Origin of the sequence: Sorangium aterium (genome assembly GCF_028368935.1) — a bacterium.
Lineage (GTDB): Bacteria > Myxococcota_A > Polyangia > Polyangiales > Polyangiaceae > Sorangium > Sorangium atrum.
On record NZ_JAQNDK010000001.1, the window covers coordinates 1,861,955 to 1,878,101 of the forward strand.

Annotated in this window: 13 protein-coding genes; 5 read left to right on the forward strand and 8 right to left on the reverse strand. The window is 71.7% G+C overall.

All coding sequences use genetic code 11. From position 1 onward, the window contains the following. Positions 1-139 precede the first annotated feature (139 nt). Both POL72_RS06745 and POL72_RS06750 read left to right on the forward strand, forming a co-directional pair. Positions 140-1,111 (forward strand): aldo/keto reductase, encoded by a 972-nt coding sequence (locus tag POL72_RS06745; protein ID WP_272094194.1) that lies wholly within the window; start codon positions 140-142, stop codon positions 1,109-1,111. A 230-nt stretch (positions 1,112-1,341) separates the two neighbouring features. Next, complete coding sequence (locus tag POL72_RS06750; RefSeq protein WP_272094195.1) at positions 1,342-2,304, forward strand: MBL fold metallo-hydrolase; 963 nt, start codon at positions 1,342-1,344, stop codon at positions 2,302-2,304. 261 nt (positions 2,305-2,565) lie between these two features. On the opposite strand, the gene POL72_RS06755 is transcribed toward POL72_RS06750, so the two are convergent. From POL72_RS06755 to POL72_RS06770, 4 genes are all read right to left on the reverse strand, one after another. Continuing rightward, positions 2,566-3,432: a carbohydrate ABC transporter permease gene (locus tag POL72_RS06755; protein ID WP_272094196.1), complete on the reverse strand. Its 867-nt coding sequence runs from the start codon at positions 3,430-3,432 to the stop codon at positions 2,566-2,568. Further along, positions 3,429-4,427, reverse strand: coding sequence for a carbohydrate ABC transporter permease (locus tag POL72_RS06760; RefSeq protein ID WP_272094197.1), 999 nt, complete (start codon positions 4,425-4,427; stop codon positions 3,429-3,431). The genes POL72_RS06755 and POL72_RS06760 overlap by 4 nt, the downstream gene beginning before the upstream one ends. Further along, positions 4,424-5,794: an ABC transporter substrate-binding protein gene (locus tag POL72_RS06765; RefSeq protein WP_272094198.1), complete on the reverse strand. Its 1,371-nt coding sequence runs from the start codon at positions 5,792-5,794 to the stop codon at positions 4,424-4,426. Before POL72_RS06765 ends, POL72_RS06760 begins: the two co-directional genes overlap by 4 nt. Positions 5,795-6,079: 285 nt before the next feature. After that, a complete protein-coding gene (locus tag POL72_RS06770) occupies positions 6,080-6,763 on the reverse strand; it encodes a TetR/AcrR family transcriptional regulator (protein WP_272094199.1) in 684 nt (227 codons plus the stop codon). Between the two features lie 197 nt (positions 6,764-6,960). Here POL72_RS06770 and POL72_RS06775 point away from each other — a divergent pair, with 197 nt between their 5' ends. Further along, on the forward strand, positions 6,961-8,202 hold the full coding sequence (locus POL72_RS06775) for an HlyD family secretion protein (protein ID WP_272094200.1): 1,242 nt from the start codon (positions 6,961-6,963) through the stop codon (positions 8,200-8,202). A gap of 10 nt (positions 8,203-8,212) precedes the next feature. Next, positions 8,213-9,796 carry a DHA2 family efflux MFS transporter permease subunit gene (locus POL72_RS06780; RefSeq protein WP_272094201.1) on the forward strand — a complete coding sequence of 528 codons (1,584 nt, stop codon included), beginning with the start codon at positions 8,213-8,215 and terminating at the stop codon, positions 9,794-9,796. 36 nt (positions 9,797-9,832) lie between these two features. Here POL72_RS06780 and POL72_RS06785 read toward each other — a convergent pair whose 3' ends face one another. From POL72_RS06785 to miaB, 4 genes are all read right to left on the reverse strand, one after another. Then, the gene (locus POL72_RS06785; RefSeq protein ID WP_272094202.1) at positions 9,833-11,272 is read right to left on the reverse strand and encodes a VanW family protein; all 1,440 of its coding nucleotides are present in this window, start codon (positions 11,270-11,272) and stop codon (positions 9,833-9,835) included. Positions 11,273-11,513: 241 nt separating this feature from the next. Then, entirely contained in the window at positions 11,514-11,714 is a 201-nt protein-coding gene (thiS, locus tag POL72_RS06790) for a sulfur carrier protein ThiS (protein ID WP_272094203.1), read from the reverse strand. Then, positions 11,711-12,295, reverse strand: a complete 585-nt coding sequence (locus POL72_RS06795) for a gamma carbonic anhydrase family protein (RefSeq protein WP_272094204.1) — start codon at positions 12,293-12,295, stop codon at positions 11,711-11,713. Before POL72_RS06795 ends, thiS begins: the two co-directional genes overlap by 4 nt. Before the next feature lies 1 nt (position 12,296). Then, on the reverse strand, positions 12,297-13,793 hold the full coding sequence (gene miaB, locus POL72_RS06800) for a tRNA (N6-isopentenyl adenosine(37)-C2)-methylthiotransferase MiaB (protein WP_272094205.1): 1,497 nt from the start codon (positions 13,791-13,793) through the stop codon (positions 12,297-12,299). Positions 13,794-14,134: 341 nt separating this feature from the next. Here miaB and POL72_RS06805 point away from each other — a divergent pair, with 341 nt between their 5' ends. Further along, on the forward strand, positions 14,135-15,988 hold the full coding sequence (locus POL72_RS06805; protein WP_272094206.1) for an AMP-dependent synthetase/ligase: 1,854 nt from the start codon (positions 14,135-14,137) through the stop codon (positions 15,986-15,988). Positions 15,989-16,147: the final 159 nt, after the last annotated feature.

Below are 16,147 nucleotides of genomic sequence, written 5' to 3' on the forward strand. Positions count from 1 at the left end.
GCGCGCAACGCCTGTCGCGCGCTCGGCGGCGCCGCCGCCGCGCCGGCTCATGACGGCGCGACTCAGGCAGAACCCTACGACGCGTTCAGCCCTGGGGCGTGGACGGCTCACGGAGCGCGTTGCTACCCTCCCCGTCGCCATGAACTACCGCAATCTCGGACGCACTGGCCTGAAGGTCAGCCCCCTGTGCCTCGGCACGATGAACTTCGGCCCGGAGACCAGCGAGCCCGACAGCTTCGCCATCATGGACCGGGCGCTCGGGCACGGGATCAACTTCTTCGACACAGCCAACGTCTACGGCCGGAAGCGCGGAGAGGGGATCACCGAGCAGATCGTCGGGCGCTGGCTCGCCCAGGGTGATGGGCGCCGGGACCGCATCGTGCTCGCCACGAAGGTCTACGGCCTCATGGGTGAAGGGCCCAACGACAGGAGGCTCTCGGCCTATCACGTCCGGCGCGCCTGCGAGGCGAGCCTGCGCCGCCTGCAGACAGACCATATCGACCTCTACCAGATGCACCACATCGACCGCGAGACGCCCTGGGACGAGATCTGGCAGGCGATGGAGCAGCTCGTCCGCGAGGGGAAGGTCCTCTATGTCGGCAGCAGCAACTTCGCCGGATGGCAGATCGCGCACGCGAACGGCCTCGCCGCGCAGCGGCACTTCCTCGGCCTCGTCTCGGAGCAGAGCCTGTACAACCTCGACGCGCGCACCGTCGAGCTGGAGGTCCTGCCCGCGTGCCGCGCGCTCGGCCTCGCCGTGCTGCCCTGGAGCCCGCTCGCCGGCGGGCTGCTCGGCGGCGCCCTCCAGAAGGCGCGCGAGGGCCGGCGCTCCTCCGCCGACGCGCTGGCGCGCATCGAGAAGAACCGCGCCAAGCTGGAGGCGTACGAGGCGTTCTGCGCCGAGATCGGAGAGAGGCCCGCCGACGTGGCCGTGGCCTGGCTGCTCCGGAACCCCGTCGTGACGTCGCCCATCCTCGGCCCGCGCACCGTCGAGCAGCTCGACGGGAGCCTGCGCGCCCTCGAGATCACGCTGACGCCGGAGCACCTCGGGCGGCTCGACGCGATGTTCCCCGGCCCCGGCGGCGAGGCGCCGGAGGCCTACGCCTGGTAGCGCCGCCCGCGCCACGCTGCGCGGCGCTCGCCGCCCGCGCCACACTGCGCGGCGCTCGCCGCCCGCGCCACACTGCGCGGCGCTCGCCTGCACCCGGGCGCCACGCCTGCGCCATCCTCATGAATCGCGCCGCGGGACGGGTCGATTTCGATTCCATGGCGTCGCGCGGGGGGCCTACGCTCAGAGATCTGGAGACGCGTCAAGAGACGCTCGCGCACAAGGGGACGGATATGGGCCGATGGCGGTATGAGCGAGGGCTGCAGGACATCGGCAATGGTTGCTTTGCCTATCTCCAGCCGGCCGGGACCTGGGGCCTCAGCAACGCGGGGCTCGTCACGTCGGACGGCGAGGCCCTGCTCGTCGACACGCTCTTCGACCTGAAGCGCACGCGCGAGATGCTCGACGCCATGCGCGCGGCGGCCCCCGCCGCGGCGCGGATCGGCACCGTCGTGAACACCCACGCGAACGGCGACCATTGCTACGGCAACGCGCTCGTCGAGGGCGCGACCATCATCGCCACGCGCGCCGGCGCCGCCGAGATGGACGAGATCCCCGCGCCGATGCTGGCCACGCTGATGCGACAGGCGCGCAGCGGCGGCGCCGGCGCGCTGGGCGAGTACCTCGTCCATTGCTTCGGCGCCTTCGACTTCGACGGGATCGCCCCGACGCCGCCGACCCGGGTGTTCGACGGGGAGCTGACCGTCGCGATCGGGGGCAAGGAGGTCCGCCTCATCGAGGTGGGCCCCTCGCACACGAAGGGCGATCTGCTCGTGCACGTGCCGTCGGACCGGGTGATCTACACGGGAGACGTCCTCTTCATCGACGTGACGCCGATCCTGTGGGCAGGGCCCGTCGGCAACTGGCTCAAGGCCTGCGACATCCTGCTCGCGGCCGACGTCGACGTCATCGTGCCGGGACACGGCCCCATCACGGATCGCACGGGCGTGCGCGCGGTCCGCGACTATCTCGTGTACATCCGCGACGAGGCCCGGCGCCGCTACGACGCCGGCATGCCCCCGGCGGACGCCGCCCGCGACATCGCGCTCGCCGACTACGCGAGCTGGGGCGACGCCGAGCGCATCGTCGTCAACGTGCACACGCTCTACAGCGAGTTCAGCGGCGGGAAGCTCCCCTTGCCGGGCCCTATCGCGCTCTTCGGCCTCATGGCCGAGCTCGCGCGTCGGCCGCGTTGAGCGATCCAGGAGAAGATCGCGATCATCATGAGTCTGTCGTCGCGAGCAGCGAAGTTAAGCTAAGCGAAGATCACGCCCGTCGTCGTCCCTGGCAGCAGGCGATCCTCGGCGCCTCGGCCGCGCACAGAGGGGCGCCGCCCGCCGCCATGGACACAGAGTTTCCCCTGAGGACGATTCCCGGTCAAGCGAGGTCACGGGCTCGCTGGGACAGCCAATGTCCTTGCCATCGCATGTGCATCTCGCCCCCTGTCGGGGCGCCGATCACCCTTTCAGGCCGGTGCGAGCGACACCCTCGATCACGTACCGCTGGGCCGCGATGAACACGGCGAGGATCGGGACGCTCGCGACCACCGCGCCCGCCGCAACGAGGGCGTAATCGGTGGAGTGAGCCGCCTGCAGCAGCGCGAGGCCGGGCGACAGCGTGAGCTTCTCGGGGTTGAACAGCACGTAGATGGGCCAGAGGAAGTCGTTCCAGTTGCTCAGCACGCTGAGCACGGCCAGCGTGGCCAGGGCCGGCTTCGACAGAGGCAAAACAATTTTCCAGAGCACTTGGAGCCGGGTGGCGCCGTCGAGCGCCGCCGCCTCCTCGAGCTCTCGCGGGAAACCGAGGAAGAACTGGCGCAGGAAGAGGACGCCGAACGCCGAAGCGGCCGGCGGCACGACGAGCGCCGGGAGGCTGTCGAGCCAGCCGAGGGACCTGACGATGAGATAATTCGCAGGCAGGAACAGGATCGGCGGGACGAACAGCGTGGCGAGGACCGCGGCGAGCACGAGCCGCTTGCCGCGGAACTCCATCCGCGCGAGCGCGTACGCCGCCGGGGCCGCCGTGGCCAGCACGAGCAGCGCGTGCGCCACGGCGGAAAGGACGCTGTTCAGGAGCCAGCGGAGCACCGGCGCCTGGGAGCCCGAGCGCGCGAGCGCCTCGTAGCTCTCGACGGTCACCCGCGCGGGCAGGAGCGTGGGCGGCATCGCCGTCGCCTCGTACGGCGACTTGAGCGACGTGAGCGCCATCCAGATCACCGGGGCGAGGTAGATCACGGCGAGGAGGATCAGCGCAGCATACGAGAGCGCTCTCCAGACCTGCAGGCGGCGGACAGGGCAGCTCCCCTGGACCCGCGGGAGCCTCATCGAGCCTCCTCGTCGCCGCCCCGGCCGAAGAACAGGAGGACCATGCCGAGGTTCACGAGCGCGAGGAGCAAGGCATGGACGTAGCTCATGGCCGCCGCGGCGCCGAGCCGGAAGCTCCGGAACCCCTCCTCGGCGATGTACATGATGACAGTGCGGGTCTCGCTCCCAGGTCCGCCCCCGGTGACCAGGTAGGCCTGTCCGAACATGTTGGCCGACCCGAGCACGGTCATCATCACGACGAACATGACCACCGGCCTGAGCCCGGGCAGGGTGACGTGGCGGAACAGCTGCCAGCGGGTCGCGCCGTCGATGCGGGCAGCGTCGTAGATCTCCCGGTGGATGTTCTGCAGCCCGGCCAGGTAGATCACGGTGTTGTATCCTAGGGTCCACCAGACCGTCATGCCCACCAGCGAGACCCACACCCAGGGGACCGCCGTGGTCCATCCCGTGCCGGCGGGCAATCCCACCTTCCCCAGCAGGTGGTTGATGACGCCGACGTGGGGGTCGAGCAACAGGCGCCACACGAGGGCCACGACCGCCACGCCGAGCACGTAAGGCGCGAAGAACAGGGCCCGGAAGAGCGATCTCCCTGGAAAGCTCCGGTCGAGCGCGAGGGCGAGGAGCAGCGGGAGCGTCACAAGGACAGGCACGCTCAGCGCCGTGAAGAGGGCTGTGGCCCGCAGCGCACGCCAGAAGTTGCCGCGGCTCGGCGAGCCGGACCGGAACAGGTCAGCATAGTTGTCGAGCCCGACCCACGGACTCGACGGCAGGAACGGGTCCCAGTCGTGAAGGCTTATCCACACCCCGAGGGCGATCGGCGCCAGCACGAAGAGGCCGAACAGCGCGAGGTACGGCGTGAGGAACAGGTACGGCGCCCACCAGCGCGAGCGCGCGGGGCCGCGACCCCGGAGCTGCCCGACGCCGGGTGCGCTCTGCGCGCCGCCGTCCACCTCCGCCTGGCCGGGCTCCACGAGGGGTACGTCGACCGCGCTCACAGGGCCCTCGCGAACTTCCTCAGGTTGGCCGCGAGCAGCGCGTCGGCCTCGCGGGCCGCGCGGCGCAGGGCCGCCCTCGGCGTGGCCCGCAGCAGCACGGCCTCGTTCACCGCGAGATCGAGCGTGGACGCCCGCACCGCGTCGATCCCGGCGATCGCCGGCGGAAAGCGGACCACCGGGAGCTGCTCGGCGAAGATCGCCTGCTCGGTCATGCGCTGGAACGCGGCGCTCTCCCGCGCCTCGCGCCGGGCGGGCACCATGCCGGCCTCCGCCCACTCGAGGGAGTGCCTGCTGAGCCAGTCGAGGAAGACCACCGAGGCCTGCAGCCGGCGCTCGCCAGCCGAGGGCTGGCGCGCGAGCACGAGGTGATGCGCGTTGGCCCAGACCGCCCGCTGCGCGCCGATGGTGGGCACCGGCGCGACAGCCCACTTGAGCCCGGGGGTCGCCCTGTAGATGTTGATCATCCAGATGCCGTTCCAGATGAAGGCGTTCCGGTCGTTGGTGAAGGCGATGCTGTCGGCGTCCTGGCCGACGTCGCGCGGGCTGTAGCCCCGCTGGATCAGCTCGAGCATGAAGCCCAGCGCCTCGACGCCTGCCTCGGCGTCGAACGTGGCCCGGACGCCGTCCTCCGAGAACAGCTGTCCGCCCTCCTGCCACAGGAGCGATTGGAACATCAGCCCTCCGGTGAACAGGGCTGGCGACACCCACGATCCCTGGACCCCCCTTTGCTTCAGCTGCTCGAGGATCGCCAGGTAGTCGCGCCGCGAGCGCGGCAGCGCGGCGTCGCCGAGGCCGGCGCCGGCCAGCACAGCGCGGTTGTAGTAGAGGCCGAGGGGGTGGACATCGAGGGGAACGCCGTAACGGCGGCCCCGGAAGACGCCCGCGCTCCAGAGCGTGTCGGAGAAATCGCCGGCGCCGAGGCCGAGCGCCTCGGTCACCTCGTCGAGCGGAAGGATGGTGCGGTGGACCGCCGCCGTGGCCAGCTGATCGGCGTGCATGACGGCCACGTCGGGGCCATGGCCGCTCTCGACCGCGGCCGGCATCTTTTGATAGAAGTCGCCCCACCGGGTCACGCTCATCCGCACGGTGATGTTGTCGTGCTCGCGGTTGAACCGCTCGATGAGCCGCTCCATCGGCAGCCGGTCGCCCCCGGTGAAGCCCGTCCAGAACGCGAGTTCGACGGCCGGGCCCCCGTATCCCCGGCTGCCGCCGGCGGCGATCGCGGCCTGATCGCGCACGTCGACCGGCTCGCCGCGACAGCCGAGCAGCAACAGCCCCGCTGCCGCCCCCGCGCCCGCGAGGAGCTCGCGACGGCCCGGCGGCCGCCCAGGCCCTCCTCGCGTCTCCGGTGCTCGCGCCCTCTGCATTTGCCCTCTGTTCCTGCGATCCCCGCAGAGGGCTCGCTTCCGGCCTGTCGCGCGCGACCGGGCCGAGCCGTGGCTCAACCCCGGGTCCCCCGGCTGCCGCGGCGATTTGCACCGACGTCATCCGCCGTCCAGCGGATTATTCCCGGAGAGCAGCGGAGACCACGCGATCATCCCTGGTTGCTCTTATCTTCTGTTTTTCGAGGGCAGATTTCATCCCGGTTCATCGCCGAAGACAGGAAGGCTGCCAGCAGGACATGATGGCTGCCGGGCGGCCTCCTGTTGCGCCTATGGCGCCCCCGGCGCGGCGGGGCCGCGGCGGAGCGCGCCGCCGGCCTTCGCGCCGAGCACCACGACATCGACGATGGACTCCAGGGCGCCGGCGTCGACGGGCCCGCGCAGGCGGAACAGGCGGTTCGTCACGACGCCTCGGATCATCTCCACCAGGAGGTCGAGATCGGTGCCCGGCGGCAGCTCGCCGCGCGCGACGCCGCGCTCGAGCACCTCCCGCCACGGGGCGAGGCGCTCCTCGCGGAGCGCGCGGGCGAGCGCCTCGACCTCCGGCACGTGCAGCTCGGCCAGGAGCATGCGGTAGATGCCCTGCCCCTCGGGCGTCGAGGCCACGGCGACGAAGCGCCGCACGAGCTCGAGCAAATCGAGCCGCAGCGCGCCGGTGTCCGGCGGCGCCTGGCGGCCGTCGGAGAACGAGCGAAGCGTCGCCTTGACGAGCTCGGCCTTGGTCGGCCAGCGGCGGTAGATCGTCGTCTTGTTCACGCCTGCCCGCGCCGCGACGTCCTCCACCCGGAGCGCCGCGTAGCCCGCGCGCGCGATCTCCGCGGCGGCCGCGTGCATCACCGCCCGCACCACGCGCTCGCTGCGGCCCCCGTGCCGCGCGCCGTGCACGCCGGTCCGACGGCGCCCCACCGCGGGGGCGGGCTCAGCCGAGGGCGGCTCTCTCAGGGTGGGCGACATGGCGCTCCGCATCTCGAGGGCGCTCCATGGAACCACGACCGCACAAGTCGGTGGGCGCCGGAGGCCTCGGTCCGACTATGGCAACAAACAGTTGTCTTTGGTAGCCCCCGTGGTACCACTATCGCAACCATAGGTTGCCTTAGAGATGCGGCCGTTCGATGCGCCGCGGTCGGGGCGACGAGGAGCAAGCGGCGACCATGTCCACGACGACGAGCGCTCTCCCTCGAGAGCCGGGGGCGGCCCCGGAGGCGATCTCCGGGGCGGTCAAGGCCGGGAAGCCGAGCAAGGCGGCCGGCATCATGGCGGCGGTCGCCGCGCTCGCCGTCGCGGCGGGCGCGGGCTGGTACGTCGCCCACCGCGGGGTCGAGGCGACGGACGACGCGCAGATCGACGCGGAGGTGGTGTCGGTGCCCGCGCGCGCGGCCGGCGTGGTCGTGAAGGTCCTCTTCGCGGAAAATCAAGCGGTGAAGGCGGGCGACGTGCTCGCCGAGCTCGACGCCGACCCCGCGCGCGCGCGGCTCGCGCAGGCGGAGGCGAGCCTCTCGGCGGCCAGGGCGAGCGCCGACGCGGCGGACGCCGACGAGCGCATCGCCGAGACCAACGCGCGCAGCAACAAGTCGGTGGCCGAGGCCTCGCTGCACGGCGCGGCGAGCAGCGCGACCGCGTCGAAGCAGCAGATCGCCGAGGGCGAGGCGCAGGTCGCCTCGACGACGGCGACCCTGGAGCAGGCCACGCTCGAGCGGGACCGCGCGAGCAAGCTCGTGGAGACCGGGGCGCTCGCGCAGGCCCAGCTCGACCAGCTGCAGGCGTCCGTCGACGTCGCCCGCGCGTCGCTCGAGCAGGCGAAGGCGCGCCTCGCGGCGCTCCGGGCGACAACAACGCAGGCGTGGAGCCGGGTCGAGGAGGCGAACGCGAAGGTCCAGCAGGCCAGCAACGTCGACGCGTTCATCGCGCAGGCGCGCGCCCGCGCCCGCGTGGCCCACGCCCAGGTGGAGACCGCGCAGGCCGCGCGGGACCTGGCCGCGCTCGAGCTCTCGTACACGCGCATCGTCGCGCCCCAGGAGGGCACCGTGTCGAAGAAGACCCTCTCGGTCGGGCAGATGGTCTCGGCGGGCCAGGCCGTGGGCGTGCTGGTCCCGGCGCGGCAGGTCTGGGTAACCGGCAACTTCAAGGAGACGCAGCTCGCGCACATGCACGTCGGGCAGCCGGCGCGCGTGTCGATCGACGCCTACCCCGGCGTGACGGTGCACGGCGAGATCGAGAGCTTCTCCGCCGCCACGGGCGCGCGCTTCAGCCTGCTGCCGCCGGACAACGCGACCGGCAACTTCACGAAGGTCGTCCAGCGGGTGCCGGTGCGGATCCACGTCCACGACGCGCCGCCCGACGTCGTGCTGCGCCCGGGGATGAGCGTCGAGCTGGTGGTCGACACGAGCAAATGAGGAGGGAGCCATGGCAGAGGTGGCTATCGCGGCCCCGCCGGCGTACGCCGACGCGCCCGCCAACGCGAACAGGTGGCTCGTGGCCGTGGCGGTGGCCCTCGGCGCGCTCCTCGAGATCGTCGATACGAGCATCGTCAACGTGGCGCTCACCGAGATGCAGAACTCGCTCGGCGCCACGCTCACGCAGGTGAGCTGGGTCGTCTCGAGCTACGCCATCGCGAACGTCATCATCCTGCCGCTCACCGCGTGGCTCGGGCACCGCTTCGGCAAGAAGCGCTATTTCGTCTTCTCGCTCGTCGCCTTCACCGCGGCGTCGGTGCTCTGCGGCGTCGCCCACAGCCTCCCGATGCTCATCGTCGCCCGCGTGCTCCAGGGGCTCGGCGGCGGCGGCCTGCTCGCGAAGGCGCAGTCGATCCTGTTCGAGACGTTCCCGAAGCACGAGCAGGCGATGGCGCAGGGCTTCTTCTCCGCCATCGTCATCGCCGGCCCCACGATCGGGCCGACGCTCGGCGGCTACATCGTCACGAACATCGACTGGCGCTGGATCTTCTTCATCAACGTCCCGCTCGGCATCGCGGCCGTGCTCATGTGCCTGGCCTTCCTGCCGCCGGACGCCGCGGGCGAGCGGGAGCGCGGCGGCGTCGACTGGCTCGCGATCGCCCTGCTCGCGGCCGGCGTCGGCTCGCTGCAGACGGTGCTCGAGGAGGGGCACTCCGAGGCGTGGTTCGACTCGCCGTTCATCCTCGCGTTCTCCGCAGTGGCGGCCGTGAGCCTCGCCCTGTTCATCCACCGCGAGCTCACGTCGAAGAGCCCGATCGTCGACCTGCGCGTGCTCCGGTACCGCTCGCTCTGGGCGGGCAGCCTCCTGTCCGCCGTCATCGGCATGGGCCTCTACGGCGCGCTCTTCGCGGTGCCCATCTTCGCCCAGTCGATCCTCGGCTTCACGTCGCAGCAGACCGGCCTGCTCCTGCTCCCCGGCGCGCTGGCCTCCGCCTTCTCGATGCCGCTCGTGGCGCGGCTGCTGAACCGGTTCGACCCGCGCGTGCTCCTCGTGGTCGGGGGGCTCATCCTGCTCGCGGCGCTCTTCCAGCTCCAGACGCTCACCCCGATGACGGGCTCGGGCGACCTGTTCTGGCCGCTGATCATCCGGTCGTTCGGCACGACGCTGATGTTCCTGCCGCTGAGCATGGCCACGCTGGGGCCGCTCCCCAAGAAGGACATCGCGGCCGCGACCGGCCTCTACAGCCTGACGCGGCAGCTCGGGGGCAGCGTCGGGGTCGCCTTGCTCACCACCGTGCTCGCCGACCGGCAAGCGTTCCACCGGGCGGTCCTGGTGACCGACATGGGGGCGAGCGACCCGAAGACGCTGGAGCGCGTCGCCGCGTACACCGCGGGCTTCGCCGCGAAGGGGTTCGATCCGGCGGACGCGCGCGACAAGGCGCTCCACGTCCTCGACGGGATCGTGAACATGCAGGCCGCCGTCATGTCGTTCAACGACACGTTCTGGGTCACGGCGGTGCTCGTCCTCGCCACGCTCCCCCTGGTGCTCCTGCTGGGGAAGGGCCGGGGCGGCCCCGCGTCCGCGGGGCACTGAGCCGCTCGCCGAGGGGTCCGGCGCCCTCGACCGGCCTCACATCGAGTAGGCGCCGCCCTGGCCCCCCGCAGCGGGGGCCTCGGCGGCGGCCTCGCCCTCGCGGAGCTCTTCCACCGCCTTCGCGTGCTCGGGGAGCGCCGGCAGCGCCTGCGGGTCGTAGTCGGGCGCGACCCAGAAGACCTCCGGCGCGGGCTTGTACTCGCTCGAATAGCTGCGCTCCGACGCCCTGCCGTCCTTGTAACGGATCGAGACAAAGGACCTCACGTCGTATCCGCACGAGCCCTTCTGGTGGCGCTTCACCTTGCCCTCGGAGAGCTCGGACTTCACGTAGATGCGCCGGATGAAATCGTCGGTGTGCTCGGCCGAGACGTGGTGTTCGACCTCCGCCACGGGATCTCCGCCCAGGATCTCGACGCGGAGCACCGTCGGCTCGGGGAGATACGCGTGGATCATGATCGGGAACGGGAGCGTGTTCCTGATCTTCAGGTCCGACTCCGGGTAGGTCACCATCGCGTCGAGCCCCATGGGGATGTAGGCGCTCGGGCGGGAGTGGCTCTGGCGATCCGGCGTGTCGAGCGCGCCGAAGAGCGACGCGGCGTAGAGCGTGCTCGAGACCTGACACGTCCCCCCGCCGTAGCCGGGGACGGTCTCGTCCCCCAGGATCTCCGGGGCGATCGTGAACCCGTTCTTGGCCGTCCGGGGGCCGACGTGGGCGTTGAACGAGAAGGTATCGCCCGGGGCCAGGATGGTGCCGTCGATCTTGGACGCGGCGTTCCTGATGTTGCGGGCGCGCCCCGCCTCCTTGCCGAGCTGCTTGAACTTCGTCTCGTAGGCCGCGACGACCCTCGTGACGTCGACGCTCACCAGGTCGGCGACCTCGACCTGCGGCAAGACCTGCCGGACGGCGAGCTCGATGAGCTCCTCGTCGCCGTGCTCCCCGGCCCGCAGCGCCGCGAGGGAGGCCTCGACGTCGAGCGCCCGGCCGGCCTGCTCCGGGATCTTGCGCCGGTTCGCGAGGTCGAGCCGCGCGTCCACGGGCGCCCGGTAGATCTGCGGGGCGAGCCGCTCGAGGAAAGCCCGCGCCCGCTGCTCGTCGACGGCCCAGGCGAGCGGCACGTCGATCTCGCCGCGCCGCGCCTGCCGGGCCTCCCGGAGCCGCCGCGCCCAGGGCCCCTCGTGGCCTACGCGCAGCGCCGCCGCGAGCGTCTCGTCGACGTCGACCTCGACGCCCGCCTCGCCGAGCGTCGCGGTGAGCTCCACGTCGTCGTGGCGCAGCCGGACAACGCGCTCGCGAAGCGCGTCACGCCGCGCCGCGAGCCAGGCCGCCGGCGCGGCGCCGTCCGGCAGGAAGCGCTCGCCGACCGAGAGGCCGCGGACCACCGGGGAGGCCGGCAGCGCATGGTGCACCCCCACGGCGGCGCCCACGCCGGCCGACCCGCCGAGCGCCAAGACCAGAACGAGGGCCCTCGTATCCACGGCAGCTCGCCATGGTAGCCGGATCGCTGACGATCTGGAAGATCGCTAAACCGTCGAGAAGAGAAAAAACCGCCATGACGCCAAGGGCGCCATGAGAGAGAAGAAAAAACGCAAGGACGCCAAGGCGCCAGAATTTCTTTTTTTCTTCTTTCTCTTGGCGCCTTGGCGCCTTGGCGGCTCAATCCCTCCCTCCAGAGAGGGCGCGCGTCGAGCTCCTGAGCGGGCGCCCACGAGCGCGGCCTCAGCCGCCGCCGACGAAATGGACGATCTCGATCACGTCCCCCTCGGCGATCTCGGCGGCCGTGTGCTCGGCGCGCGGCACCACCTCGCCGTTGCGCTCCACCGCCACCGGCCCCTCGGTCAGCCCGAGCAGCTCGACGAGCCTCCGCACCGTGAGCGCCGCCGGCACGTCGCGCGCTTCCCCGTTCACCGTGATGTTCATGGCTTCCTCACCTCTCGCATCACCAGGCGCGCCGCGACCTCCGGCGGCTCGACGGCCTCGCCGGCAAGCGCCGCCCGGAAGCGCCGCGCGTTCTCCACGTAACCCGCGGCGCCCAGCTTCCCGAGCTCGGCCTGGTCCGGTCGCACCTCGCCCACCACCCGGGCCGGGTTGCCGCGCACCATCGAGCGCGGCGGGATCACCCGCCCCGGCGGCACCACCGCGCCCGCCGCGATCACCGAGCATTCGCCGATCTCGACGTTGTCGAGCACGATGCTGCCCATCCCGATCAGGCACCCGTCCCCGACGAGGCAGCCGTGCAGGATCGCGCTGTGGCCGATCGTCACGTCGGCGCCGACGATCGTCTGCGAGACGCCGCCCGTCAGGTGCAGGCACGCGAGATCCTGCACGTTGGTCCGCGCGCCGACGCGGATCGCGCCGATGTCCCCGCGCAGCACCGCGCCGAACCACACGCTCGCCTCGTCGCCGAGCTCGACGTCGCCGATCACCGTCGCGTTCGGCGCGAGGAACACGTCGCGCCCGAGCCGCGGGGACACCCCGCCGAGGTCCAGGACGAGCGCCACGTCAGCCGCCCTCGGCCGCGACCACCGGCAGCGAGCGCCGGGCGGGCCGCGCCTCCAGGCCGCCCCGCTGCCGTGGCCGGGCCGCGGCGCGCGCCGCCTCGGTGAGCTCGGCCTGCAGCGAGTGCTTGTTCGCCCGCGCGATCGAGACCTCGACGACCTCGCCGAGCAGATCGAGCTCCCCGGCGCCGTCGATGTGCGCGATCTCGTGGCGCCCCGTCCGGCCGGACCAGAGCGCGCCGCCGGCTCCGCCGTGCCCCCGCTCCTTGTCGCGCCCCTCGACGAGCACCTCCTGCGTCGTCCCCACGAGGGCCGACAGGTGGGCGGCGAGCAGCGCCTCGCTCTCCTCGAACAGGCGCGCGAGCCGCTCGCCCTTCACGCCCTCGGGCACGTCGTCCGGCAGCTTCAGCGCGGGCGTGTGCGGCCGGCGCGAGTACTTGAAGCCGAACAGCCCCTTGAACCCCACCTCGCGCACGAGCGACAGCGTCGCCGCGAAGTCGTCCTCCGTCTCACCCGGGAAGCCGACGATGATGTCGGTCGAGAGCGTCAGCCCCGGGACCGCCTCGACGAGCGCCCGCGTCCTCGCGACGTACTCGGCGCGCGTGTAGCGGCGGATCATCCGCCGGAGGACCCGATCGCTGCCCGACTGCACCGGCATGTGCACGTGGCGCGGCAGCGCCGGGAGCTCGGCGTGGGCGAGGACGAGCGAGGGCGTGAGGTGCCGCGGGTGCGGGCTCGTGTAGCGCAGGCGCGCGAGGCCGGGGACGTCGGCCGCGACGCGCCGGAGCAGCGCCGCGAACTCGCTCTCGTCCGGGTCGTCCGCGCTCGCGCCCGGGGCCCGCGGCAGCGCGCCGAGCGGGTCGCTGTAGCTGTTGACCGTCTGGCCGAGCAGCGTGACCTCGCGCGTCCCCGCCGCCACGAGCGCCGCGATCTCGGCGACGATCTCGTCGCTCGGCCGGTACCGCTCCGGCCCGCGGGTGTAGGGGACGATGCAGAACGAGCAGCGCTCGTCGCAGCCCTTCATGATGGTCACGAACGCCGTCGGCGCGGCGCGCGGCGAGGAGGAGGACGCGGGCGACGGCGGCGACGCGACGAGGAACCGGGGCGCGTCGAGGTCGAACACCGTGCGCGCGATCGGCAGCCCGCCGATCGCGAGGTCGCCGAGCAGGCCGGGCAGCTCCGGGATGTTGTCGGGCCCCACCACGACGTCGATCGCGCGCATCTGCTTGAGGAGGCGCTCCCCCTCCTGCTGCGCCACGCAGCCCGCCACGACGAGCACCCGGTCCGCGCGCTCCCGCTTCCAGCGCGCGAGCCGACCCACCTCGCTCCGCAGCTTCTGCTCGGCCTTCTCGCGCACGCTGCACGTGTTGAGCACGAGCACGTCCGCCTCGTCGGCGCTGCCGGCCTCCGTGTAGCCGGCGCAGCGGAGCACGTCGTGCATCCGCTCGGAGTCGTGCACGTTCATCTGGCAGCCGAACGTCGTGATCGAATACCGGGGCATCGAAGCGATGCACGCTCTAACAGAAGGGGCCCGAGGCCGCCACCTCGCGCGCCAGGAGCCGCGGCGTCGACGCCGCGCGCCGCGCGCCGCTCCCCTCGCCCTCTCCAGCCGCCGCACCCGCCCCACGGTCGCCCTCCGTCTCCAGCCTCCGCGCAGCCCCCTCCGTCTCCAGCAGCCCCGCGGCCGCCCTCCGTCTCCAGCGCCGCGCGAGCGCTCCCCCCATCGCCAACCCCGCGCGAGGCAGCCTCAGCGGCGGCACGACGACAGCCGGCGTCGCGCGCCGCCAAAAGGACACGGACGCGGCGCAATACCATGTTAACAATCAGCTCGGGAGGAGACCGATGGCGAAACTGGAGAATCTGGTAGACCTGCTCGATCGCGCGCTGAAGCGTCATGGCCACCGGCCGGTGTTCGGCACGAAGACCGATGGCCGCTGGGACTGGATCACGTACGCAGAGTTCGGGCAGCTCGTCGCCAGGTTCCGCGGTGGGCTGGCGTCGCTCGGGGTCCAGCGGGGAGATCGGGTGGCCCTCATCTCCAACAACCGCGTCGAGTGGGCGGTCTCGGCTTACGCCTGCTTCAGCATGGGAGTCGCCGTCGTGCCGATGTACGAGGCGCAGCTCCCGAGCGAGTGGGCGTTCATCATCAACGATTGCGAGGCCGTGGCCGCGATCGTCGCCACGCCGCAGATCTACGGGAAATGCAAGGACCTCCCCGAGAAGGCGCCCTCGCTGAAGCACGTCGTCTGTCTGTTCGACCCCGACGGGGCGAGAGACGGCGTTCCCGGGGCGAAGATCAGCTCGTACAAGGAGCTCCTCGCCGCGGGCGAGGGGAGCCCGGCCCCGGCCATCCAGCCGACATCGAAGGACACGGCGTGCCTCATCTACACGTCGGGCACGACCGGCAACCCCAAGGGGGTGATCCTGTCGCACGGCAACATCGCCTCCAACGTCTGCGCGGTGCTGGATCTCATCCCCTTCGGCGGCGACGATCGGAGCCTTTCGTTCCTCCCGTGGGCCCACTCGTTCGGCCACACCGGCGAGCTCCACGTGATGATCACGGTGGGCGCGTCGATGGCGCTCAGCGAGTCGGTCGACAAGATCCTCGCGAACCTCGGCGAGGTGCACCCCACCGTGCTGATGAGCGTCCCGCGGATCTTCAACCGCATCTACGAGGGCGTGAAGAAGAAGATGGCGGGGAAGCCCGCGGTCATCCAGGCCCTGTTCCGCGCCGGGATGCGCGCCGCGACGAAGCAGCGGAAGGGCGAGCCCCTCGGCCTCGTCGAGCGGCTCGCGCTGGCCGTGGCCGACCGCGTCATCTTCTCGACGATACGCGCCAATGTCGGCGGCAAGCTGAAATACGCCATCAGCGGCGGGGCGGCGCTCGCCTATGAGGTGGCCGAGTTCGTCGACGCGCTCGGCATCACCGTCTTCGAGGGGTACGGCCTCACGGAGACATCGCCCGTCGTCGCCGTGAACTACCCGGGAGCCCGCCGCCTCGGCAGCGTGGGCAAGCCGATCCCGGGCGTGAAGGTCGTCATCGACAGGTCGGAGACGCACGACCCGAAGCAGGGAGAGATCGTGGTCTACGGCCCGAACGTCATGGTGGGCTATTACAAGCGTGACGAGGAGAACAAGGCCGTCTTCACGGAGGACGGCGGCTTCCGCACAGGCGATCTGGGCTACCTCGACGACGACGGCTACCTCTTCGTCACGGGCCGCATCAAGGAGCAGTACAAGCTGGAGAACGGCAAGTACATCGCGCCGGCCCCGCTCGAGGAGAAGCTCAAGCTGTCTCCGCTGATCAACGGCGCGATGGTCCACGGCGACAACCGCCCCTTCAACGTGGCGCTGATCGTGCCCGAGATGGCGGCGCTCACGGAATGGGCGCGGGCCGAGGGGCTCTCGTTCGAGTCGACGGACGCGATGCTGAAGCACCCGCGGGTGGTCGCGCACGTCCAGGCGGAGGTCGACAGGTACGCGTCCGATTTCAAGTCCTTCGAGAGGATCAAGCAGATCGCCCTCGCGGCCGAGGATTTCACGGCGGAGAACGGGATGCTGACGCCGACCCTGAAGCTGAAGCGGCGCGTGGCCCTCCAGAAGTACGGGCCCGTGATCGAGGCGCTCTACGCCGGCGCGGGCGGCGCGGGCGGCGCGGAGAAGACCGCGCCGCGCGCGGCCGCGCAGCCCAGCTGAGCCTCCCGCGCCCCCCGACCTGCGGTTCCCCGCCGCTCCCCCGCCGCGACCTGCCGTCCCCCGTCCACGCCCTCTCCCCTCCCGGCGCGCCTTCGCGTACGCTGGGCGCGCAGGGGACGCGCCGGCGCGCGCGACGCGCGACGTCGGCCGACGAACGGG

Bases quoted from the DNA above. Each gene is read 5' to 3' on its own strand.
- POL72_RS06745 (WP_272094194.1), top strand. From the start codon at position 140: ATGAACTACCGCAATCTCGGACGCACTGGCCTGAAGGTCAGCCCCCTG.
- POL72_RS06770 (WP_272094199.1), bottom strand. From the start codon at position 6,763: ATGTCGCCCACCCTGAGAGAGCCGCCCTCGGCTGAGCCCGCCCCCGCG.
- POL72_RS06775 (WP_272094200.1), top strand. From the start codon at position 6,961: ATGTCCACGACGACGAGCGCTCTCCCTCGAGAGCCGGGGGCGGCCCCG.
- POL72_RS06780 (WP_272094201.1), top strand. From the start codon at position 8,213: ATGGCAGAGGTGGCTATCGCGGCCCCGCCGGCGTACGCCGACGCGCCC.
- POL72_RS06765 (WP_272094198.1), bottom strand. From the start codon at position 5,794: ATGCAGAGGGCGCGAGCACCGGAGACGCGAGGAGGGCCTGGGCGGCCG.
- POL72_RS06755 (WP_272094196.1), bottom strand. From the start codon at position 3,432: ATGAGGCTCCCGCGGGTCCAGGGGAGCTGCCCTGTCCGCCGCCTGCAG.
- miaB (WP_272094205.1), bottom strand. From the start codon at position 13,793: ATGCCCCGGTATTCGATCACGACGTTCGGCTGCCAGATGAACGTGCAC.
- POL72_RS06805 (WP_272094206.1), top strand. From the start codon at position 14,135: ATGGCGAAACTGGAGAATCTGGTAGACCTGCTCGATCGCGCGCTGAAG.
- POL72_RS06750 (WP_272094195.1), top strand. From the start codon at position 1,342: ATGGGCCGATGGCGGTATGAGCGAGGGCTGCAGGACATCGGCAATGGT.
- thiS (WP_272094203.1), bottom strand. From the start codon at position 11,714: ATGAACATCACGGTGAACGGGGAAGCGCGCGACGTGCCGGCGGCGCTC.